The sequence below is a fragment of the Pseudomonas fluorescens group sp. PF-69 genome (assembly GCF_054481235.1).
Window position 1 is genome coordinate 4,976,452 of record NZ_JBTMNC010000001.1, and the last position, 23,948, is coordinate 5,000,399.

Sequence of the window (23,948 nt, forward strand, 5' to 3'; positions counted from 1 at the left end):
ATTAATTAACGGGTTGGGAACGTTCGATATAAACGCAGCTGATTCGCTCATCCCAATCTTCGTTGGCAAAGTCATCCCCTTCATGCTGTGCTTCCACTCGAATATACCTGTTGGGAATCAAATCACCTGCCTTTCGTTTTTTGAAGTCATTGAAGTTCATTGTCGGTGTCGGCGGGTTTGGAGGGGAATTCCAGTCTGTTGGTTGTTTGACTGTTTTGAGTTTTACAAAGAAGTTATTCTTGGTTTGTGTATCACTACAATTTTCGTTTTCGTAAAACTGGATGAGTGTTGCCGAAGGGATGTTTTCGAGTGAGAAGCTCGCAACCAAGTCATTAGCGCAACTTTGGTCAGGTTCAGTGAAGTCGAAGTATGCTTTGGTCTCCGGAACAGACAGGGTGCATGTTTTTTCCCCTTTTCCGTTGAAAAAAACAATATCGCCATAGTTGGCCGTTGTCTTGGGTTGCGAGTTGCTTTCAACCGATGCGGCGATAGCAGAGTTTGCCCCGTAAAGCGCAAGGCATGCACAGGCGGTCAGCCTGAACAGTGACATGTAAAGCTTCATTATCAATTACCTCCAGCAAGTTCGTGGAAGACGCGAAGGGTCTACTTCTTTCCGACTTTAGCAGCGGCTGTGAGTTTGACAACCTAGTAGTTCTGCTAGTACCCAGGTTTGTTTATCAGGCGTAAAACGTGGGTCGTTATTCAAGTTTATTACGGCGCCATATGTCGATTTTGTTATTCATGCTGTTGAATTGTGAAGGAGTAATACTATGCCCGCGGGTGATCTAGACGCGCCGATCATTCCACTTTTGATCAACGGTACTGTTGATCCGGATGCGTTGAATGGCGGACCACTTTCAACTTTTGCCAGGTATACCGATCCCCAACTGGGCGATGCCCTTTATCAGAGTTGGCTCGGGTTGGCCGAGGACGGTACTCCGATAGATCACGGCAATTTCAGGATCGACGTGGACCCGCAACCGGGTCAGACCGAGTTCCTGATGCCGGTCCCGAATCACACTGTGCGGGCGGGGGACAAGGGCCAGGTGTTCTATTCGTTTTTTCTGGAACGTGTCAGCGGAGCGCCGAGGGAAGAGTCCAAGCGCATCCATTTCGGAATTGGCAGGCATGGGTTGTTATCCGCGCCGCAGATCAAAGAGTCCCATGACCTGCAACTGGACCCGGATGCGATTGACGGCAATATGACCATTGCGGTGGTCCCTTACACCGTTATGTCCAACGGTGACGTGGTCAGGGTTTTCTGGAAAGGTGAGCGTGCCGATGGCAGCAATGGCCCCGCCGTCAATATTCCCGCCAAGACGTTGAGCGATACCGATACCGACCCGAGCAATAACCCGGGCCAGGTGTTGAGCTGGACAGTGTCCAGAACCAGCGCAGCAGCACTGCGAGGCGGCAAGATCACCCTGCATTACGAGATTACCTATGCCTCGTCGGGGCTCGCTAACACCGTATCGGCCGAACGCACCTTCCTGGTGACACCGCCTGCGGTGCCGGAACTGCCCGTGGCCAGCGTCAAGGACCTGACCGGTAGCGAGATCAATCCCGGTCAGTTTCCCGATGGCATCCGTGTGGTGGTTCCGGTGTATCCGGGTATTCGCGTTGGTGATGAAGTGCTGGTGTACGGAACGCGCACCGGTTCTGGCAGTGGGCCTAATAAAAACACCATCCAGTACCTGAAGATCGACATCTCCAACATCGAAACCGGCAGGATTGAAGTACCCATCGCCGCGCAATGGTTACTGGATAACCGCGGCGGCACTGTCAGCCTGCGTTATCAATACGCTAGGCCCGACGCGGCCGGTTCCGGTGCTGCATTGGAATTGAGTATTCGCGAACCTCTCGTCCTGCCGACGCCGACGGTGGATCACAGCGTGGTCATCGGAGGACGTGATGAACTCAATCCAGGCCTGGCGATCGGCGGTGCCTACATCACGATACCGGCCGGTGCCACCATTGGTGATGGCGATGAAGTCACTGCCCACTGGAAGGGTTTTGGCCCGGCGGGTAGTTATGAAACAAAGGTATACAGCCAACTCAACCCCATTAAGTTCCGGGTGCCACCCGAAGTGCTTCCGCCAAACTTCCTTAAAACCGTAGAAGTGACTTACAAGGTGGCAGGCCAGGAAGCCGAACCTCCCTTGCAATTGTTTATGCGACATATCACCAGCCACCCCGGCATTGAGTGTGACAAAGCCCAGATCGGGTCGCCGGCAACTCTCAGCCTGTCTGATATTCCACCGGAAGGTGCCTTGTTGAGTGTGGAAACCTGGTCGTTCATGTCGACTGAGCAAACAGTGCGTTTATGGTTGGCCGCTTCCGACATTGCGGAGCGAGACATTATTGCCGTCCGTGAGGTGAAGCCTGAAGAAACTACCGACGGCATCAAGGCCAGACTGCTTAGAGCGGACCTGGCCGGTATTGCCATCAACAGCACATTAACCTTGAGAGCCAGTGCGAGTTTTGATGGTGGGCACACGACTATCGTTTTTAATCGGCCGCTGGCAATGAAACTTCTGGCTTGACGGCGCAAGCATCATTTATTGGAGGTACTGAGACATGAGTAAGTTGACATTGAAACAGTTGGTCGACGAAATGCAGGGCCAGTCCATGACCCATGGCTGGGACGCCTTGACGTTATACGATCAACGTAAAGCCAACGATTTGCTGTATCAACTCTACGTTGAACGATTCAATACGGGGAGTGGCTATTTCCAACCGGAAAATATGGAGGCAAGTTGGGGCGACGGTTCTTATAAGGAACACATATTCAATTTGAAATTTGGTGCGCCACGACTGTCCTTCGAAACCGCGGACCCCAGTGAGCCTGCGCGAGCACGTCTGACCATGGACATGGTCGGTGGAATGATTGTCAGCACCAAAAAAAATACCGGTGGCGCTGTTTTTGTCTCGAAGATGCTGAAGGTACTTCCGGTGGGAGGGCCCCAGTTATGGATGGATCAACAGATCACCAAAGGAACAGTCAGTAACCTGGGTGAAGTTGTAATTGATATCAGTAAAGCCGACAGGTTCATGGCGAACTTTGTATTGGGCGAGTTTGCCCAGGAAGAAGTGGGCCGACGTTTCAAGGAGTATTTTGATACAAAGGTGGAGCCGGATGACAAAATTTTCCCCCTTGGGGAACTGACGGGCGACCTGAACGGTGTATTGACGCCTAAAAATTTTGAAATCAAGACCATGAAGTCCGACTCGCGGGCTGTGCTGGGAGATGAAGCCTACGGTGATGGCGCTGTGATGATGTTCATCACTTTGAGGGACGGTGTGGATGGCACCTCCTTTCCGAGTGCCAATTCGACTTATCTGATTCCGTCGGACGAGGGCGGCACCAAATATACTGGGGCAATGCTCCTCTCGAGCAGGGTGCTCTTCGACAAGATCATGCGCGCCCCGGCGACATCTGATATCGGGAATGGCATTACTTTCCTGGATTACACACCTGAAAATGGTGGCGGGAAGGATGTGGGATGGAGTTTAAGAGGCGCCACCGGTGGCGTTGAAAAAGAGTTTATCTATGACTATAAAGTCCGCGCCGATGATTTTGATGCGACCTTTCAAACAAAGTTGCATACCCGTTTCAATATAGACGAGGGTGGGCCGGCGCTGACCATAAAAGGGGGCGGAGAGTATATTGAGTTTTTCTGGAATAAGAACTACACGCTTCCGTTTAGTCGGGTTATTTATTGGGCATGGCCGACTGCTCCCGAATGGGATTATGGTGAGCTCGACTTTGTTTCTAAATACAGCGTCAAGTTTGATGTGGTATTGAACAATGAAACGGGTGTCGTCAGTTTCAGACGTAACATGAATAGCTCTCAATATTTGCTGGATATGGTGGGGTATGACTATTTGCCTGATATAGGGGACGTGACTACCTACCTGGTGCCCCGAATCAAAGAGTATTTTCAACCTTATGTTTATGAACCACTCAAAGAGCTGACGACTCCTGCGCTTGATACATTCCTTTTGCGCAATTTATTGTTCCCGGGGCATAACGCCTTGCAACTGACCGACGCCTTTGTACCTGGGGACCTGGCGGTTTTCGGTCAAGTTGATCCGCTGCGCACGACCACAACGCTTGAACCGAAAAACTCGACAATCGAGGCCGGCAGCAAACTGTCATTCACGCTGTCGCCAAGGCCCGACAACGTGCAATGGAGCGTAAAGGATGTCGACGGCAACATCGCCCAACCCGGGGTGATCAGTTCGACTGGCGAATACACGGCGCCGCCCGCAGGCAGTCTGGGCGAAGGCTTCGTAGTGGTGATGGTCACTGCCGAGGGGATGCTCAATGGCACACCGGTCAAGAGTTCGGCCCTGGTGTCCGTAATGCATAGCGTCATTGTGGCCAATCCATTGTATGCCAGTTGCGAAACAGGCAATACGATGGTCCTGACTGCGCAATCGCTGGACGAGAAAGCACTGCAGTGGAACATCTTGACACCGCAATGGGGGTCGACGGTAACGAAAGTCCCGCAAGTTCCAAACCAGTATCTGTACACCGCCGGCACCAACATGGACATCAATACGCCTTTTCCGATTGACAAAATCGAGATCAAGAACACCACGACTGGCGCTGTGACTCATATCTCACTAATGATTGAGAAAATCCTGACATTTGCCCCCATGGTGCTCACCAGTTCAAGTGATCTTCCGGGTGGCAAGGCGCACTTTGAGTTGATAGGTGAAGCGGGGCCTATTGTTCCCTCTCCCGGCATAATCACGCTGACCTGGAGCAAACTTTCAGGAAACGGCAGCTTTGATGCCGCTACCGGAATATATACCGAGCCGGACAAGGTTGAGCCGGGTGAGTTTGTTGTTCTTTCCGGCACTGCAAATATTGCCGGCGCTGCAAGAATGCACGGTCAAATTGCCATTCCTTTGCCACTGAGTAAATACGCAGAGCTGATTGAAGCGGTCGATCATACCGTTCGCAGTGCCTAATTATTAAGTTATCCATTAAGTCGGGTGCACCATGTCAAATTATTCGTTGGTTGAACTTACGCGTCGGATGCAAGGGAAATCGATCACCCTCGGCTGGGACGCCGTGGTATTCATGAATCGGGCCAAAGTCAACAGCCTGTTGGAGCAGCAGTACATTACGCGCTTCAACCAGGACAGTTTCATGAAGCAAGTCTTCGGTGCTCCGGCGATGACGCCGGACGGTTCCGAGGTGCTTGAGTTGAGTGGGTTGATTCTGAGCCAGCCTCGCTTGAGTTTCGAGAAGGCTTCGCTGCGTGACTCCCGAGTGACAGCGACGATGGATATTGTGTCGGGCACGGTTTCCTATGTACGCAAGGGAAGCAACCAGGTCCCGGAGACCATTCTTTACAGTTATGTGGTGAGCGCCCATCAAGGGTACACCGTAACCATGGACATCGACCTCGCCGCCAGCAAGGGCACGGTCAATGAGCAGGGCCAGGTGATTGTCGATATCGCCGAGGGGTACAACTGCCTTTGTAACCTGGTGACTGAACCGAATGCACAAGGGAAGCTGGGTGATTTCTTCAAGGCGCTGTTTCTTGAGCAAAAGCCCGAGGACCGGGTTTATACCTTGGGCATGCTGGACTTGCGCGACGTCGATTTGCTGGCACCCCGTTCATTTATTATCCGCACCATGGCCACTGAGGAAGGCAAGATTCGCACATCCGACGACTACGGTGAGGGGGCGGTAGTGCTGCTGGTCAGGACCAAGGGGAATCCACGGGAAGGGAGTGACCCGGCGGAAGGCGCGCTGGACTATTTGATTCCCAATGATCGGGATGCGCAAGGGAAGGCCATTTATTCGGGGTCGTTGGTGTTGGCCAGTCGGGTAGTGTTCGATTGGTATATTCAGTTAGTACTGGAAAAGCAAATTGGAAATAATTTAAGGTTTGAACGTGTAGATGATTCAAATTTCATCACTCGATCATTGAGAGCGATTGAAGGGGGTATTGATTTTCCGGGATTTAAATTGGTATGGAATGAGGATATTTTTCATGATGAAACACTGACGAACAGAGGTCCTCTAAAGATTGATTTTTATAATGTTTTGAATGATAAGGCGATGCGGGTATTGGTAAATGAGCAGTCGCTATTGGAGTTTGTTTGGAGTCCCGATGTTAAATTTCCATTCAACTATTATGAAAACAACCCTATACCGACTCCGGATAAGGATATTGACTATTTTCCCTTTGTTAGTGTTTCTGTCAGATTTAAAATGCAGCCCGTTGTTGGAGCTGATAACGATGTTCAGTTTGTCCGGGTGTCGGGTGCCTCGTATTATGTGGAGTATATATTCAGCTTCGACGAAGCCGGTGAGGCATTGTTTCCAATGCCGGCAGCTGAACGCGAGTGGCTAAATAATCATTTCCAACTTTCCGTTGTTCGAGAGTTACAGGATTTTGATAATATTGAAATCCCCGAAATCAACGTCCTGGCCATCAGCAACCTGCTCTTCCCCGAACGCAATGCCTTGCAACTGACCGAAGCACGACTGCCCGGTGACCTGGCGCTTTTCGGGCACATTGACCCGAAAGAAACCACGTTCACCCTCGATCCGCTGATGCCGGTGATCAAGGCCGGTGAAAAGCAAACCTTCACCATCCGCCAACTCGGCATCAAGACGGCAGATGTCACCTGGAGCGTACGCAGTGTCGACGGTGCCCGGGCCCTGGGCAGCATCAACAACAATGGCGAATACACGGCGCCGGGGGGGCAGTTGCTCGAAAGCACGGCGGCGCGCAATGTGGTGACCGCCACTTACACCGAGCCTGCCACCGGTAACGAGGTGACTGCCTCGGCACTGGTTACCGTGGCGCTGGCCGGTGTGGTGGTGACGCCTTCGATGGCGCAGATTGATATGAGGGACAATGGCGCAACAACGGTCAGGCTGAAGGCGACCACCCTGGGGGCCGGCACGCTGAAGTGGGCTTTACGTGGCAATCAGGGCTCCCTGAGCGCCAATCAGGGTCCGGAGGTCATCTATACGCGGCCGCTGACGCCACCTGCGAACACCTTGGAAACGGTACTGATCGATGTTGAGGACAGTCTTACCGGTGACAAGGCCATCGCAACGGTGTTGTTGCTCAACGGGACCTTTTCACTGAAGGTTACTCCGGCCTTCGTTCCCGGTGTACGGCCAAATGGCCGTGTGTTCTTGAAAAATCCCGATGACGCCCCTCTTGTCTGGTCGGTGGTCGCCGGTGAAGGGCAGATCAATTCCGCCACAGGCGAATTCACCGCTCCCAGCGTCATATCACAACCCTATAGCGTGGTTAAAGGCAGCTTGGCCGGGGTGATTTCCGGCTACAGCATCGTTCACCTGAACGAGCACGCCCGGCAGTCGGACTGGTTCGCCGTCGACACCTTTGATTTTTCGGTGGATGCCACGCCAACCCGGGTCTGGGCCAATGGATTGCAGCAGGCGAGGGTCGTGGTTCGGTTCCGCCCGGCGGACTATCAAGGGGCGCCTGATCCGCTGGAGCTGTCTGAGGCAGAGTACAAGAGTATTCGTCTGGTCTCGGCGGATGAAAAAAATCCATTGCCAGAAGTGGGTAAGGACGGTGTACCGGAGGGGGGGAAATGGTATGTCAGTGAAACCGAAAATGGGTATAGGCCTCACCCGGATCTTGTCACTGCTCAACCGACGCTCGCAGGGCAAACGCGCGCGCCAACCATGTATGTCAAAGAGTTTTTTGTGCAGTGCCATAAAGTCGAGAACCTGATGGTTTCGGCCAGCATTCGCAGTGATAACAGAGAGACGTTTTATTCCAACCCGAGCAAAGACGACGGAGAGCACAATAACAAGACATGCAACCTCGTTGCAGTCGCACCGCCGGAAGGTGGAACTGTCGGTCAGGTCTTGTTGACGTTCGGTGATGGTGAGCCGCTCCGGGTGGAGGGTGATGGAGACGACGTTACTCTAAACAACACCTATTACTATTATTTGAAGTTGATGATCAAGGGTGTGCAAGTAAGAATAAAAGACATTGAATTTGTCGGTAACTCCAGCATGGTCAAATGGGAAAGCGATACTCAACTGGAGGATGTTTTCAGTATCACCGGTTATGCATTGTCCGATGTCAAAAATGCCCAGGGCCAGCAAATCCTGCACATTGACGATATTCTGTTGCGCCGATTGGACAGCAGGATCCAGGTACCACTTCCCATCGTTAATCCATCGTTCCCGGTGCCTGAAGGTCAGGTGTTGTTCAGCCTGCATCGCCGTGAATATTGGCAGTTTGATCGTTATGCCAAAGCGGATTTCGATACCTCCCTGCATGTGATTGTCATCGATGTTTATGGCAATAAACACAGTGTGCGAATCGGCTTCGATGGTAACAATCGGAACAAGTTGAGAATTATCGGCGCCTGACGTTAAAGCAAGATCCAGGTGCGAGGCGTTCTGCTTCGCACCTCTCTAAATATTTATTATCGTGGGATGTGAACAATGTCTACATCTACCGCTGTGCATTCCAATGCCTTCAATTTCATGAGTTTCATACTCAACCAAGTCGATCCTCGCACCGGCCAGTACACCTGTGCCATTTCCTTGCCCGAACTCAAGGCCAATAACCTGTGCGGTCCGGTAGTTCCGCTGCCACTCAACTTCAACCCGCTCAATACACCCGACAGCGGCTTCGGCAAGGGCTGGAACCTTCGACAGTCGCAGTTCAATACCACCAACCGCATGCTGTCGCTCTACACCGGTGAAAGTTTCAAGGTCAATCCCGGCGCCAATGGGGTGGAGATTCCCGAGAAAAAAATCGATTCCTTCCACTTCCATGACCTGGGCAACCAGCGTTACCGCGTCGAGCATAAATCCGGCCTGGTGGAAGTGCTGGCACGCGTGCAAGGTGATATCGCCCTGCCGGTGCAAATGCTTTCGCCCCAGGGCCACAGCGTTTCGCTCGAATACGTGGCCTTCGGCACGGGCCCGCTGCTCAGCAGCATCCGCAATGCCGATGGCACGCCACTGCTCACGCTGGTGCGCAGCACCAACTGGCTGGACATCACGCTGTTTCCGGGCAGCGCGTACGAAGCCCTGTTCCGCCTGAACATCGTCGGCGGCGAAACCCAGAGCCTGGTCCTGCCCACCGACGACCAGGCCTCGTGGCGTTTTGGCTATGCGTCCAAGGAGGGCCTGACCTGCCTTGCGCAAGTGGACACCCCCACCGGTGGCAGTGAAACCGTCACTTATTCGGCCAGGTCGCACTCTTTCCCGGGCCTGGCCTCGCGCAAGTTGCCACGGGTCGAGCGCCACGTGCGTAACCCGGGGTTCGGCCAACCCCCGGTCGAAACCCGCTATGAATACGACAGCCGCGACCACAACTTTCTCGGCTATGGCAGCGGCCTGTCCTGGAGTGATGACGGCCTGGATAACCTGTACAAGGTGCGTTCGACCTACTGGTACGAAACCACCGAGATCCTCTGGGACGGCAATGGCAACCAGAAAATCCAGGAAACCCGCCGGGTGTTCAACCACTTCCATTTGCAGACACTGGAAGAAACCACCCAATACAGCAGCGACCCAGGCAAACACACCCTCAAACGAACCGACACCGACTATCATTTCGACCCGGCCCTGGAGTTCAAGGATCAGCCGCCTTATTGCCAGTTGCCGAAAACCGTGACCGAGACCTGGCATCTGGTTGCCGCCACGACACCGCGCCATGTGGAAACCGTGTCCACCACCTATGACAACTTCGGCAATCTGCTGACCCAGGTCAACGCCAACGGCGTGACCGAGACCAGCGAGTGGTACAAGGCCGAGGGCGAACCAGGATGCCCGGCGGACCCACAAGGTTTCGTGCGCAACCTCAAGCGCAAGACCGTGACCCCGGCGAAGTCCGACTACGGCAATGCTCCCACCCTGCAGACCCGCTACACCTATAGCGAACTGCCGGGCTTGACCGGTCATGGACCGTGGCTGGCGATCGAGAACGAAACGCTGATGCAGATCCGCACAGGTAACGAACTGGCCTTGCAATCAACGGCGTACACCTACATCAATGATCCGGGTAACCCCTTCGAGCATGGCCGCAAACGGCTGGATGAGGTGGAGCACAAAGGCAACGTCACCGAGACCCATTACAGCTATCGCACGGCCCGGTACGCCCGGACCGGGGAACCGGTGTTGCACACCGACACTGAAATCGTCGGGTTCGACGACACTGCCGCGAAGCCGGTGCGCAAGCGATACACGCTGATGCATTCCATGTTCAACGGCGAACCGTTGCTCAACCGAGACGATAACGATGTCGAAATCGCCTACGAATACGACTTGCTGAGCCGGGTAACCAAGGAGACCGTGGCGCCCAACACCGCTTACGAAGCCAGCCGTTCCTACACCTACACCTTGACCAACACCGTCGGACAACAGGCGCTTCAAACCGCCTGCGACGTCAAAGGGGTCACCACCACCACGTGGCTGGACGGCTTCAACCGGCCGGTCAAGGAGGCCCGCCAGGACGCCGACGCTGCGGACTTTGACCCCAACGATGCGCCACGCCTTACCTACGAAGCCACGTACAACAACCGTGAACAGCTGATCAGCGAGACGGTCGTCGACTGGGAAGGGTCGAAGAACGTTCCCTTGACCAGCCGTTTCCGTTACGACGACTGGGGAGAGCAGCGCAGTGTGGTGCGCGCCGATGGTGTAGAGGAACATGAAGTGGCCGACCCCATTCGTCAAACCACGACCCAGTGGCTGGAGGTCGAGGGCAAGGCGGCCACCGGCAAAACCGTCACCGCCAACAATCTGTTCGAGAAGCCGGACAGCATCAAGCGCTATGCCCAGGGCGTCGATCCAGCTGCACCCAACGCGGTGGCCTATAGCGAACACCTTTACAGCTATGACGGTATCGGTCGAACCGCTGAAGAGCATGACCCCGTGGGGAACCGGACAGCCTACGAATACGATGCGTTCGATCGCATGGTCAAGACCGTGCTGCCGGACTACTACGAGGTCGAGCGTGAGTATGCGCCCCATAGCAGCGAAGACTTGCCCGTGCGCATCAGTGTCGCCGGTATTGAATTGGGTACCCAGGCGTTCGACGGTCTCGATCGCATGACGGCGTCCACCACTGGAGGGCGGCGAAGCGAATACACCTTCGATCCAGGGCAAAGCCAGCCCAAAAGCGTACTGCGCCCCAGCGGCGTCACGACGGATTACGTTTATCGGCCGGAACTGGGCGAAGACCCGGAACAGCGAATCGCTGTGGAGAGCACCGCGGTCTTTACTTACGATCAGCAAAATGCGCGGTTGAGGAAAACCCAGGAAGTCGATGAGAACGGCATTACCCACGTACTCGAACGCGAGTATTTCAGTACCGGTGAGCTCAAAAGCGAGCGCCGTGGGCAAACCGGTGAAGATCCGTATGTGATGCATTACGCCTACAGTCGCCAGGCGCGTCTGCTGAACTACATTGATGTACTCGGCCAGCACCAGACCTACACCTACAATCCACGGGCGCAGTTGGTCGAGACTCGCCTGGGCAACACGCGTTCAACGTTCACCTATGATGATCTTGCGCGAGTCAAGGCGATCAGGACGGTCGATGGCGATCAAGCGCTGGAAATCACGATCGGCTACGACGATTTTGAACGCGAAATACTGCGTACGTTCGACTTTGGGCAGGGCATCGCCCAGACATTGACCCAGGTCTACGACGAAGCGGACCGCCTGACGCACCGCACCTTGCAGCAAGGCAGTGACCTGCTGCGCGATGAAACCTACGCCTACGATGAACGGGGGCGGCTGGTGGATTATCGCTGTGAGGGCCGCGAGTGCCCGGTGGACCCGTATGGCAAAACCATCATCAGCCAGATGTTCGGTTTTGATGAAAAGGACAACCTGACGTACCTGGAGACCACCTTCGATGGCGGCCGTCATTCGATTTACTTCGAATACAACAATGAAGACCCATGCCAGTTGAGCGGGCTGGAAAATGAACTGAGGCCTCCACGCCCCGGCGATCCCGCTTATCCGCCCAGGATCGACTTCGACTATGACGCCAACGGCAATCTGTTGAACGATGAAGCCGGTCGACTATTGGCTTACGACAGCCTGAGCCGCTTGATCAGCGTCAGTGCATTGGGCGGTGAATCCGCCAGCGATTATCGCTATGACTCGCTCGACACCCTGAGCGGCAGCCGTTCCGACAGCGGCAACGAACAGCGTTTTTACCAGAATGGCGATTTGACCAGCCTGGTAAAAGGCGCGGACAGCAGCACTTTTGTGCGAGCAGAAGGTGTCGTGCTCGCCGAGCACCAGGAAGGTGCCAACCCAAAGTCCCTGCTGTTGGCCGGCGATAAGAGCAACAGCGTGCTGTGTGAACTCAGCCGTGGCGAACGTCTGGACGTGGCTTATACGCCTTATGGTTATTCGATCGGTGGAGAGGGTACTCAAGGGTACAACGGTGAACTACGCGAGATGGGCAGTGGCCACTATTTTCTGGGCAAAGGCTATCGCGTGTTTAATCCGCTGCTGATGAGGTTTAACAGTCCGGACAGTTGGAGTCCGTTTGGAGAGGGTGGGTTGAATGGCTATACATATGTGTCGGGGAATCCGATCGGTTATACGGATCCGACGGGGCATTCGATGTTTAAGCTTCTCCTTGCAGCACTTATGGTAGGGGGAGATGAAGTGCTGGAAACGGGAGCCAGTTCGATTTCGAGGTCGGCTGCTGGCACTGCAACAAGTGCAAGTCCAATTCCCAAAAAGATGGTCGACCTTGGTGCTAAAAGTCGGTTCACACTTCCGTCAGCTCAAGCAAGCGTGGCTGCGCCGCGCAGCGCGCCAAAAATCAATCCGCCAACTCCGGTGGAGCATGGGGCTTTAGCAAGCACATCTTCGACATCAGCAAGTCGAGCCTCGAAACCGGCCACCGCATCGGCAGGGAAGCGACCGGAATTGGTAAAAGGGGCTTTTGAACAAAATAGAATTAATTTTCCGGAAATGTACAAAAGAGTCCAAGCTGAAAATGCCCCAGGCGCAGTCGTATCCACAAAGTTGGTAGGGGGGATGGAGACTTTTAATCTCAAGGCTGTTGCAGGCGAGGACTCCTATTTTGGGGTGCAAAAACGCATAACAGGATTGCGCAAACCAGAGAAAAGAGCGCGAGATGGTCGCTTTCAATGGGAGCAAAATTAACGGATAGCCGGTCGATTCGTATACCCGCACATGCGGGTATACGATTTCTAACTCTCAACCCAACCCACTCACCCGCGCAAACTCCACCAACCCACCATCATGGTCAAGCCCCAACTTGTCCATGGCGGTGCGTTTTTGTCGGCTAATGGTTTTTTCACTGCGGTTGAGCAGTGCCGCAATCTGGCGACCGGACATGCCCTGGACGAACAAACGTACTACCTCCAGTTCACGGTCGGAAAGACTCACCGCCGACGTACCGCTTTCAGACTCGACCAGGGTCTGGGCCTGCAGAACACTGGCGAATGCCGGGCAGAGGTAACTTCGCCCACTGGTCACCCGCAGTGCCGCCCGCTTCAATTCCTTCATCGGACTGCGCTTATCGAACAGCCCTTTGACACCCGCGTTCAACAATGCCTGCAACAGCGAAGGGTTGCGCATCGTGGTCATGACCACCAGCGGGATACGGGCAAAGTGGCGCTTGAGGTAACCCATCAATGCCATGCCATCGGGAAAGCGCCCATAAGGCATCGCATAATCGCTGATCACCAGATCACACGGCGTGTGCTCCAGATGGTTGATCAGTTCATCGGCGTTGTGCGCCAGGGCGACCACCGAAAACACTGAGTCAGGTGGCGAGCACAGGGCAATTTTTGCGCCTCCCAGTACCACGGGATGGTCGTCGGCGAGAATGATGCGTAGCCGAACGTGGGTTGGGTGCCCGTACGATACGGGCGAATCGTCACAGGCACTCTGGAGGGCGGGCGTAGAGGGCAAGAATTGAGGCTTGATTTCCGGATTCATGAAATGTCTCAACAGGGTCGATGACACGCGGACCCTCGATGAGAGCTGGTTCAAGGCATTCGGATCAAGCCTTGTTTCAGCGCCATGACCAGGGCGACCCAGCGTGAGCTCACATCGAATTTTTTGCGAATGTTGCCGAAGTGGTAGTTCACACCCGCCTCGGAACAGCTGAAGATCTGCGCGATTTCCCAGGAAGATTTGCCCGCTGCGATCCACATCAGGACTTCTTTTTCCCTGGGGGTGAGCTTGACTTTCTTGGGTTGATCGACCTCCTGAACGAGCTGTTTGAGCGGGGCTATCGATGAACGAACTGAGGCGGTAGTGGACTGATGCATTTTGGTTCTCCCATTCATCATCTATGACGGCGTGGGCGCGGCAGAATCGTCCTACTTCAAAAAGGCGTGGTTCGCGCGGCCGTCCTACAAAACCCGGTGCAGGGCTGTAGGCGAGGTCTCGTTATAACGCGAATTAAACGACTTGGAACCTGTCAGAAATTACAGGTGACGGACTTTAGTCGGGTGCTATGGAAAAGGCTGTCAGCGAAAGACTCTCGCGGTTGTAGGACGGATCTTTGAATGATGACCTCCTGAGAAATGCGCGTTAATTTTTTGAATAGGCGAGACTTTGTGCATTGAACGGAGCGGAGTTAGCACGCAAATGCTGACCGAATACACGCCAATGCAGCGGCCAGTTTTTGATCCGCACCAATATCGCCGTTCGTCGCTTAAAAACGCGGGTGGCGCGTTTCTCGATTTGAGATAGGGTTGTGGCTGGGAACCCGCGCGACAGGAGAATGACATGCGCTATTCAGCCTTGACCCAACGCATTGCCGGAGAAGGGGCGGCGGCCTGGAAGATTCACGATCGAGCGTTGCAATTGCGCGAGCAGGGCGTCGATGTACTGCTGTTGTCCATCGGCGATCCGGATTTCGACACTCCCCAGCCCATCGTGCAGGCCGCCATCGACAGTTTGCTGGCCGGTGACACGCACTATCCGCAAGTGCGCGGCAGCCGAGGTCTGCGCGACAGTATCGCCCGTCGTCACCGCCAACACAGCGGCCAGGCTGTGGATGCCGACCATGTGATTGTTTTTCCGGGCGCGCAGTGCGCGGTCTATTCAGTGGTGCAATGTTTGCTCGATCCGGGTGACGAAGTACTCATCGCCGAACCCATGTACGTGACCTACGAAGGTGTGATCGGTGCATGCGCGGCCAGAGTCGTGTCAGTGCCAGTGAGCCCGCAGAACGGCTTTCGCGTGGACCCGGCGGATGTCGCTGCGCGGATAACGCCCAGAACCCGGGCCATTTTGATCAACAGCCCGAACAATCCGTCGGGGGCCAGTCTTTCACTGGAGATCTGGCAGCAACTGGCAGCGCTGTGCATTCGTCATGACCTCTGGCTGATCAGCGACGAGGTCTACAGCGAGCTGTTGTATGAGGGCCGGCACATCAGCCCGGCGAGCCTGCCGGGCATGGCCGAGCGTACGGCGACCATCAACAGCCTGTCCAAATCCCACGCCATGAGCGGATGGCGAGTGGGCTGGGTCATCGGGCCAAAACCCTTGGCCGAGCATCTTGTGAACTTGTCGTTGAGCATGCTGTTTGGAATTCCGGACTTCGTGCAGAACGCCGCGCAACTGGCATTGGACAAAGACTTGCCGCAAGTGGCGTCGATGCGTGAGGAATATCGCAAGCGCCGCGATCTGGTATGCGGGATTCTTGGCCAGTGCCCGGGTTTGCGCCCCGTTCTGCCCGATGGCGGCATGTTCGTGATGGTCGATGTGCGCCAGACAGGTCTCTGTGCCCAACGCTTCGCCGAGCGACTGCTGGAAGGTTACGGTGTATCGGTTCTCGCAGGCGAGGCGTTTGGGCCGAGCGCGGCGGGGCATATTCGTATTGGCCTGGTGGTGGATCAACTGCAATTGCTGGACGCCTGTCGGCGCATCGCGTTGTGTGCCAGCGACCTTCTGGAACCTCATGCGAATGTTGGTTGAAAAATTCTGATGATCTGGCCATGGAAAGCATAGAAACTGGCTGAACGCCACTGTCAGTTCTGTCAGTAGCGCAGTCCCAGCAAACGGTATTTAAATGGCAAACAATCGAACCGTTGCTGGAGGCTTCCGAATGAGTGGGCACGAAAACGAATCATCCTTGCCTGGGGTGGCGTATGTGGTGCCGCCGATCACCATCACCGCGTCCGCTCAGTCGACCTCGGCCATTCGCGTGATCTGGGGATACACGGCCGGTGGCGGGCACACCGCTTCGCGGGTGAGGTGGGCGGTGGTCGGCGGCTCCACGGTCGGCGAGTTCGATGTCCCCATCAGTTCGTTGACCTATATCGTCAGCGGGCTGAATCCGAACACGGAATACCTCATCCAGGTCTTCGGGCTCAAGGGCGGCGAGGTATCGCCAGTCAGCAAGGACGCCCAGGCCAAAACCCATCCCGCCGCCTCGGTTCCGGCAAGCCCGACCAATCTGGGCGCCACACCCGCCAAAAACAGCATGGCCCTGAGCTGGTCCGGCCCCGCCGACGCTTCGAGTTACAAGATCAGTTATGGTCTGGCCCCCAGTGGCGCGGTGATCGGCACCCAGACGTCGGTGGCAACAGCTCACACGGTCAGCGGCCTGAACTCCGGAACCAACTATTACTTTGATGTGCGTTCGTCCAGCAACGTCGGCGATTCGGCGCCGACTCGGATCAATAAACAGACCTTGCCTGAAGCGGCGAACGTGGCCCCGCCGACCACCATCACCGCGTCCGCTCAGTCGACCTCGGCCATTCGCGTGATCTGGGGATACACGGCCGGTGGCGGGCACACCGCTTCGCGGGTGAGGTGGGCGGTGGTCGGCGGCTCCACGGTCGGCGAGTTCGATGTCCCCATCAGTTCGTTGACCTATATCGTCAGCGGGCTGAATCCGAACACGGAATACCTCATCCAGGTCTTCGGGCTCAAGGGCGGCGAGGTATCGCCAGTCAGCAAGGACGCCCAGGCCAAAACCCATCCCGCCGCCTCGGTTCCGGCAAGCCCGACCAATCTGGGCGCCACACCCGCCAAAAACAGCATGGCCCTGAGCTGGTCCGGCCCCGCCGACGCTTCGAGTTACAAGATCAGTTATGGTCTGGCCCCCAGTGGCGCGGTGATCGGCACCCAGACGTCGGTGGCAACAGCTCACACGGTCAGCGGCCTGAACTCCGGAACCAACTATTACTTTGATGTGCGCTCGACCAATAACGTCGGCGATTCGGCGCCGACGCGGATCACCCGGCAGACCCTGCAAGTACCGCCGACGCCCGCTGGCTTGCGGGCGACGTCGACAATCTCGACCCTGGAAATTCAATGGTCTGCGGCCACGGGGGCCGTCGATTATGTGATCCGTTACGGCATCGAACCCGGCGGGGCGGTCAATACGCTGACCACCCGGCTACTGCACGAAACGCTGGCCAACCTCAACAAAAACACGCTGTATTTCGTCGAAGTCAGTGCCCGCAATGCCAACGGCGAGTCTTCGCCGTCGCGCATCACTCAACGAACGCTGGATGGCCCTCCATTACCGCCCAAACCGGGCCCGTTGGTTGTGCTGGACACCTTCGATACGGTGCGAGTCAGTTGGGCCACGATCAATCAGCCAGGTTACGAGGTGGCCTATGGATTGCTCAGTCAACACCCACAAGTCATCGCCCGATATGAGACCGAGCACCTGACCTGGCTGTTGAGGTACCTGTCTCCCGATGTGACCTATTTCATCGAGGTGCGAGCCTTTAATGAGACCGGATATTCAGCGCCCTCGTCCGCGACCGTCACGATCGGCCCGGACAGGACGCAACCACGAAACCTGAGCAACCCCGGCAGGACGTTCAACGAAGCGAGGCTGACCTGGGATGCTCCGCAGGACGCCTCTTATCTGATCGATTACGAAGTCACCTGTCCCGGACGACCTCTTGTTCGCACCAGCGTGCGTGAGCACATCGCCACGGGGTTGATGCCCGAACAGGAGTATCGGTTCACGGTTCAGCCCCGTCGTTCCGAAGGACCCGTACCGGCCCTGTCGGCTGTCATCAACGTGGTGACCCATGATCGGGTACCGCCTATTCGCGTGACGGCCCTCAAGCTGACGCTCTCGACGCCTGGCAATGCGCTGCTGAGCTGGAGTGCATCGCAGGACAATGTCGGGGTCACCGGCTATGAGGTGCGTCGCAACGCGGGTAGCTGGGTGTCGGTGAGCGGTAACAGTTACCCGGTTTCAGGCCTGGGGAGCTCGGAGGTTTTTGATGTCAGGGCCAAAGATGCCGCTGGAAACCGTTCCCTGTCGGTAACGAAGACGTTCACTAACGGCACGGCATCTGCTACTTCAGCCTGACTTCGTGCGATGCCCGATGGCGGGATGTACGCCAGACCTGCTGGATGCCCGGCGGGTCTGAAAAGATCGCAGCCTTTGGAAGCGCCTGCGTTGAAGTGCGTTCCCTCAATGAGCTGCCGACGACTGCGACCTTTTGATTTTCAGCTTTTCCAGGCCGCGCCATTCACCAGATTAACCGGCCGCTGACCCGCCAGCGCCGCCAACAGGTTGTCCACCGCACACCGGGCCATCGCCTCCCGTGTCTCATGGGTGGCCGAGCCCATGTGCGGCGTGGCCACCACATTGTCCAGTTGCAGCAACGGCGAGTCATGACCCAGCGGTTCACGCTCGAACACGTCCACCCCGGCGGCGCGAATCTGTCGGTCACTCAAGGCCCGGATCAGCGCCGCTTCATCCACGACTTTGCCTCGGGAAATATTGATGAAGATGGTCTCTGGACGCATCAGCGCGAACTGCCGCGCACCGATCAGCCCTTCGGTTTCGGCGGTCAGCGGCAGCGTCAGGCAGACGAAATCAGCCTGCTGCAGCAAGTCGTCGAGGCTGCGGTACTGGGCATTGAACCGCTGTTCGACCGCCGGTTTCGGCGAGTGGCTGTGGTAGATCACCGGCATGCCGAAGCCAAAGTGCCCACGTTGGGCCAGGGCTTCGCCTATGCGTCCCATGCCGATGATGCCCAGGGTCTTGCCGTGGACATCGCTGCCGAAGTGCGCGGGGCCGATGTTGCGGGTCCACCGGCCGTCGCGAACCAGGTTCGCCAGTTCCACTACGCGCCGCGCGGTGGCCAGGATCAGGGCGAAACCCGTGTCGGCGGTGGTTTCGGTCAGCACATCCGGTGTGTTGCTGAGCAGGATGCGCCGCTCGGTCAGGTAGCCGATGTCGTAGTTGTCGACGCCCACCGAGACGCTGGCGATGGCTTCAAGATGCGGCGCCAGGTCGAGCAGTTCGGCATCCAGTTTCAGGCTGGCACCGAGCAAGCCCTGGGCGCGGGGCAGGGCGTCGCGCAGCTTGGCCAGCCCTGTGGCATCGAGGCTTTCGATCAGCGTCACTTCAGCCTGCTCGTGCAAGCGAGCCATCAGCGACGGCGACAGTTTCTTGTATAGAACGACCTGCTTTTTCATCCGGGTTCTCTCGACATCAATTCATGGGTGGGCGGCGGTGCGACGGGTCAGCGCGACCGTGGGACGCTCCCGGTCGCTGGCGCCGGGCTTGAGGAAAATCGTCAGTACCACCGAGAGCATCAATGCGCCGCTCATCAGCAGGTACGAGGCGCCGGGTGAGCCGGTAGAGCTGTTCAGGTAGCCGACCAGGTAGGAACCGCCGAACGAACCCAGGGCGCCCATGCTGTTGATCAGTGCCATGGCGCCGCCGGCGACGTTGGACGGGAGGATTTCCGGAATGATCGCGAAGAAGGGCCCGTAAGGCGCGTACATGCAGGCACCGGCAATCACCAGCAGGGTATAGGACCACCAGAAATGTTCGGCGCCCAACGCGTAGGAAGCGTAGAAGGCGATGGAGGCAATCAGCAGCGGCGGCCAGACGAAGCGTTTGCGTTTTTGCAGCTTGTCCGAACCCCAGGAGACCAGCAGCATGCCGATCACCGCCGCCAGGTAAGGCAGGGCCGAGAGCCAGCCGGCTTCGATCATGTCCATTTGCGCGCCGGCCTTTAGGATCGACGGCAACCACAGCACGAAGCCGTACACGCCGATGCTCCAGCAGAAAAACTGCAGGGCCAGGATGATGACTTTGCTGGAGCGGAACGCTTCGGCGTAGTTCTTCACGGCTTTGATGCCGACCTGTTCGGCCGCCAGGGCGCTTTCCAGATCGAGTTTTTCCTGGTCGTTGAGCCACTTGGCCTCGGATGGACGATCATCGGCCAGACGCCACCAGATAAAGGCCCAGAGCACCGCCGGCAACCCTTCGATGATAAACATCCAGCGCCAGCTGAAATGCTGCACCAGATAGCCCGACACCACCGACATCCACAGCATGGTCACCGGGTTGCCGAGAATCAGGAAGGTATTGGCCCGCGAGCGTTCGGCACGGGTGAACCAGTGGCACAGATAGATCAGCATCGCCGGCATCACTGCGGCTTCAACCACGCCGAGCATGAAGCGGATGACCACCAGCCAATAAGCGTTGGAGACAATCCCGGTCAAGGTCGCCAGGCCACCCCAGAGGATCAGGCTGACGAAAATCAGTTTTTTCACGCTGTGTTTCTGCGCGTAGATCGCCCCCGGCACCTGGAAGAAAAAGTAACCGAGGAAGAACAGCGCGCCGAGCATCGACGACAGGCCCGGGGTGATCATCAGGTCCGCGGCCATGCCAGAGGCGGCGGCGAACCCGTAGTTGGCGCGATCGAGGTACGCCAGGCTATAGGTGATGAACACGATGGGCATGATGTACCACCAGCGGCGGGTGGCGAGCGTTGCGGTTTTCATGGTGGTGCTCCTGAGCTTGTTGTTTTTGTCGCAGCAGGTAACGGTTTCAAATCTTCAGTGGCTGGGCGGGCCTCATCGCGGGCAAGCCCGCTCCCACATTTGATTTATGTTCGACACAAGTCCTCAGTGGGAGCGAGCCTGCTCGCGATGGCGGCCTCAAATTCGCTGACCATTTCAGACCGGGTCGGCAATCCTTCCATGTCCCCGCGGCTCTGCACCGCGCGGCTGCCAATCCAGTTGGCACGCTTCACCGCCTCGGCAAAGCTGTGGTTTTCCAGCAGCGCGCTGATCATGCCCACGGCAAAACCGTCCCCGGCACCCACGGTGTCGACCACGGTTTCCACCGGCACACCGGCGACAAAACCGGCATCCAGGTGCGTGCGGTAATAAGCACCATGCGGGCCGAGCTTGATCGCGACCGCTTCGGCGCCCTGGTCGAGGTAGAACGCGGCGATGTCGGCCGGGTCTTCGAAACCGGTGAGCAAACGACCTTCACTCAACCCTGGCAGCACCCAATGGGCGAGGGCGGCGAGGCGGTTGATTTCAGTGATCATCAGTTGCTCGCTGGCCCACAGGCTCGGGCGCAGGTTGGGGTCGAACGACACGCTACGGCCGGCATCGCGCATGCGGCTCATCAATTCGAACGACATCTGCCGCGCCGTTTCCGACAGCGCCGGTGGGATGCCGGTGGCGTGCAGGTGCCGGGCGTTGAGCAAATCGGGCACGATCGAATGCAGCGACAAGTGACTGGCCGCCGAACCACGGCGGAAGTACTCGACGGCGGGATCGCTGCCGTCATCGGTGCGGGATTTGAGCTGAAATCCGGTGGGGTGCGCGGGGTCGATGTCGACGTGACGGCAATCCAGGCCTTCTTTCTCCAGCGTATCGATCACAAATCGGCCCAGGGAATCGGCACCGACCCGGCTCAGCCACGCCACCTTGAAACCCAGGCGCGACAGGCCAATGGCGACGTTACTGTCAGCCCCGGCAATGCGTTTGTGGAACGCGTTGACGCTGGCCAGTTCGCCGGTCTGCTCGGCAACGAACATCGCCATGGTTTCGCCGAACGAGAGGATATCGATCTCAGACATGGACGCTCTCCCGTTGCGACTGGCCGAGGTGGGCGAGGGCGGCGACATGCTCGGTGGTCAGTTGCACCAGGTCCTCACCTTGCAGCGGGTATTCCGCGGCTCGCATAACGCCAGGGGCCATGTGCCGCAGCAGGTGTTCCCACTGTTGCAAGTCGCTGGCGGAGGGCGGGATGGCGATCAGTTTGCCGTCGGCGCGACGCGTGACCGCCTTGCAGTGCACATAACCGACGTGACGACCGAGCAACCGCGCGGCGCTGGCGGCGGACTGGTCCTGCCAGTGCCAGTTGCCGATATCGAAGGTCATTTTGATCGGCAGGTGGTGTTGCTCGACTTGATTGAAGAAGCGCTGGAACGGTTCGATGCGGCCACCGTGCAGGGTCTGGTCGTTTTCCACCAGTAACTGCACGGTGCTTTCGTCGAGCACCCGGGCCAGGGATTGCAAGTCGCAGTTATCGGTGAAATAGCCCAGCGAAACCTTCAGCCATTTGGCGCCAAACGCCTCGGCGCGACTCAGGGCAGTGATCAGTTGCGGGTTGGGTTTCGACTGCCCGGCCAGCCACAGCTCCATCGGTGACGAGTACACGCTTTCCAGGCCCTCGGCCCGAGTTGCGTCGGCCAGGTGCGCGGGGTTCTCAAAGGACAGCAGCTCTTCACGCCATTCGATGCGCGTGGCACCGGCGGCGGCCAGCACGGCGATGAAACTGCCCTGGCCGCGCTGACGGACCAGATCGGCACCGTAGCTGGAGAGGCTGATGGAAACGGCGGGTTTGTTCATTGTTTTTCTACCTCTGAAACCGGTTTCATTTTTGTTCAAAAAAAATCACTGTTGATTTGTGCAGGGTTCTTGCCGGCCTCATCGCGAGCAGGCTCGCTCCCACACGGATTGGCGAACACTGGTCCACTGTGGGAGCGAGCCTGCTCGCGAAGGGGCCGGGACGTTCACCGAAGAACCCCAAGGGTCGAACCCCGCACCACCAGCCGCGCCGAAAAATCCAGGGTCCGTACCGCCCCGTCATCCCCGCGCAACCGCTTGAGCAAACACTCGAATGCACTGGCGCCAATCTCCGTGGTCGGCTGGGCGAGGGCGGTGATGCCGCTGCCCACCAGCGGATACCAATCCAGGTCATCGAGGGCGATCAGGCCCACGTCTTCAAACAGCTTGCACTTGAGCTCACGCAACGCATGGGTGCCGGCCAGCGCCGCGACCCCGTTCGCGCAAAACAGCGCTTTCGGGCCAGGGCCGGGTGTCTGGAGGAAATTTTTCAGGTGTGCGGCCAGATCGCTGCCGGTTTCGACCAGCGTGCCGCGAAGGGCCGGGCGTTGTTCGATTTGCGCCTTGAAGCTGGCGACCCGCTCGGTGCGAGAACTGGTGCCATCAAACGGCTCGGTCACCAATAGCACGTCGCGATAACCGCGTTCTTCAAGGTGGGCGAGGGCCATCTCGACGGCTGCGGGATTGTCCAGACCCACCATGTCGCTCTCCAGATGCTCGACCTTGCGGTCGACCAGCACCAGGGGCATTTCACGGTGTAGCTCGAGCAACTCGTCCCGGTGATGGCCGAGGGTGTTCACGATCAAGCCTTCGATGTTGTACGAGCGCAACAGGGCCAGGTGCTGGCGTTCCTGCTCGTCGTCGCGGTCGGTGTTGCACACCACCAGGCTGTAGCCGTGCTGTCGGCAGGCGGTTTCCACCCCGTGCATCACGGCAATTGAATAAGGGTTGCGGATATCGGCCACCAGCATGCCGATCAGACGGGTACGCCCGCGCTTGAGGCCGCGGGCCATCTGGTTCGGGCGATAGCCCAGTTCGGCAATCGCCTGTTCGATGCGCTGGGCGATGGCATCGGAGAGCAGGGCGCGGTCTTCGCCGATGAACCGCGAAACGCTGGCCTTGGAGACCCTGGCGTGTTCGGCCACGTCGAGCATGGTCACGCGGCTGCGCTGGGCGGCGGAGAAATCGTTCACGGTCTGGAACCTTCTTATTGGATTTATAAGGCTGAGCGCATGGCGCTGAAACCGGTTTCAGAAGACACCAAAAGCCAATTCGGCGTCAAGCCCCGGATGAACAATTGTCCGACAATGGGCGACGA

Annotated in this window: 14 protein-coding genes; 6 read left to right on the plus strand and 8 right to left on the minus strand. The window is 57.2% G+C overall.

From position 1 onward, the window contains the following. Nucleotide 1 precedes the first annotated feature (1 nt). The gene (locus ACX3YF_RS23580; RefSeq protein ID WP_458974401.1) at nucleotides 2-562 is read right to left on the minus strand and encodes a hypothetical protein; all 561 of its coding nucleotides are present in this window, start codon (nucleotides 560-562) and stop codon (nucleotides 2-4) included. Nucleotides 563-770: 208 nt separating this feature from the next. Here ACX3YF_RS23580 and ACX3YF_RS23585 point away from each other — a divergent pair, with 208 nt between their 5' ends. The 4 genes from ACX3YF_RS23585 to ACX3YF_RS23600 all read left to right on the plus strand — a co-directional run bounded on the left by ACX3YF_RS23585 (nucleotide 771) and on the right by ACX3YF_RS23600 (nucleotide 13,171). After that, nucleotides 771-2,543: a hypothetical protein gene (locus ACX3YF_RS23585; RefSeq protein WP_458974402.1), complete on the plus strand. Its 1,773-nt coding sequence runs from the start codon at nucleotides 771-773 to the stop codon at nucleotides 2,541-2,543. 34 nt (nucleotides 2,544-2,577) lie between these two features. Further along, nucleotides 2,578-4,980 carry a hypothetical protein gene (locus tag ACX3YF_RS23590; protein ID WP_458974403.1) on the plus strand — a complete coding sequence of 801 codons (2,403 nt, stop codon included), beginning with the start codon at nucleotides 2,578-2,580 and terminating at the stop codon, nucleotides 4,978-4,980. 31 nt (nucleotides 4,981-5,011) lie between these two features. Next, complete coding sequence (locus tag ACX3YF_RS23595; protein ID WP_458974404.1) at nucleotides 5,012-8,392, plus strand: hypothetical protein; 3,381 nt, start codon at nucleotides 5,012-5,014, stop codon at nucleotides 8,390-8,392. A 75-nt stretch (nucleotides 8,393-8,467) separates the two neighbouring features. Then, nucleotides 8,468-13,171, plus strand: coding sequence for an RHS repeat-associated core domain-containing protein (locus tag ACX3YF_RS23600; RefSeq protein WP_458974405.1), 4,704 nt, complete (start codon nucleotides 8,468-8,470; stop codon nucleotides 13,169-13,171). A 54-nt stretch (nucleotides 13,172-13,225) separates the two neighbouring features. Here ACX3YF_RS23600 and ACX3YF_RS23605 read toward each other — a convergent pair whose 3' ends face one another. Both ACX3YF_RS23605 and ACX3YF_RS23610 read right to left on the minus strand, forming a co-directional pair. Further along, nucleotides 13,226-13,972, minus strand: a complete 747-nt coding sequence (locus tag ACX3YF_RS23605) for a response regulator (protein WP_458945121.1) — start codon at nucleotides 13,970-13,972, stop codon at nucleotides 13,226-13,228. A 50-nt stretch (nucleotides 13,973-14,022) separates the two neighbouring features. Beyond that, nucleotides 14,023-14,307, minus strand: a complete 285-nt coding sequence (locus ACX3YF_RS23610) for a helix-turn-helix transcriptional regulator (RefSeq protein ID WP_130210284.1) — start codon at nucleotides 14,305-14,307, stop codon at nucleotides 14,023-14,025. Nucleotides 14,308-14,770: 463 nt separating this feature from the next. On the opposite strand from ACX3YF_RS23610, the gene ACX3YF_RS23615 reads away from it, so the two are divergent. Then, complete coding sequence (locus ACX3YF_RS23615) at nucleotides 14,771-15,964, plus strand: pyridoxal phosphate-dependent aminotransferase (RefSeq protein ID WP_458974406.1); 1,194 nt, start codon at nucleotides 14,771-14,773, stop codon at nucleotides 15,962-15,964. A gap of 130 nt (nucleotides 15,965-16,094) precedes the next feature. Continuing rightward, entirely contained in the window at nucleotides 16,095-18,329 is a 2,235-nt protein-coding gene (locus tag ACX3YF_RS23620) for a fibronectin type III domain-containing protein (protein WP_458974407.1), read from the plus strand. Nucleotides 18,330-18,469: 140 nt separating this feature from the next. On the opposite strand, the gene ACX3YF_RS23625 is transcribed toward ACX3YF_RS23620, so the two are convergent. From ACX3YF_RS23625 to ACX3YF_RS23645, 5 genes are all read right to left on the minus strand, one after another. After that, nucleotides 18,470-19,447: a 2-hydroxyacid dehydrogenase gene (locus ACX3YF_RS23625; protein WP_458974408.1), complete on the minus strand. Its 978-nt coding sequence runs from the start codon at nucleotides 19,445-19,447 to the stop codon at nucleotides 18,470-18,472. Between the two features lie 21 nt (nucleotides 19,448-19,468). Next, on the minus strand, nucleotides 19,469-20,767 hold the full coding sequence (locus ACX3YF_RS23630) for an MFS transporter (RefSeq protein WP_130210292.1): 1,299 nt from the start codon (nucleotides 20,765-20,767) through the stop codon (nucleotides 19,469-19,471). A gap of 104 nt (nucleotides 20,768-20,871) precedes the next feature. Continuing rightward, nucleotides 20,872-21,858, minus strand: a complete 987-nt coding sequence (locus ACX3YF_RS23635; protein WP_458974409.1) for a sugar kinase — start codon at nucleotides 21,856-21,858, stop codon at nucleotides 20,872-20,874. After that, nucleotides 21,851-22,633, minus strand: a complete 783-nt coding sequence (locus tag ACX3YF_RS23640) for a sugar phosphate isomerase/epimerase family protein (RefSeq protein WP_458945125.1) — start codon at nucleotides 22,631-22,633, stop codon at nucleotides 21,851-21,853. The genes ACX3YF_RS23635 and ACX3YF_RS23640 overlap by 8 nt, the downstream gene beginning before the upstream one ends. Nucleotides 22,634-22,797: 164 nt before the next feature. Next, nucleotides 22,798-23,823, minus strand: a complete 1,026-nt coding sequence (locus ACX3YF_RS23645) for a LacI family DNA-binding transcriptional regulator (protein WP_130210298.1) — start codon at nucleotides 23,821-23,823, stop codon at nucleotides 22,798-22,800. Nucleotides 23,824-23,948: the final 125 nt, after the last annotated feature.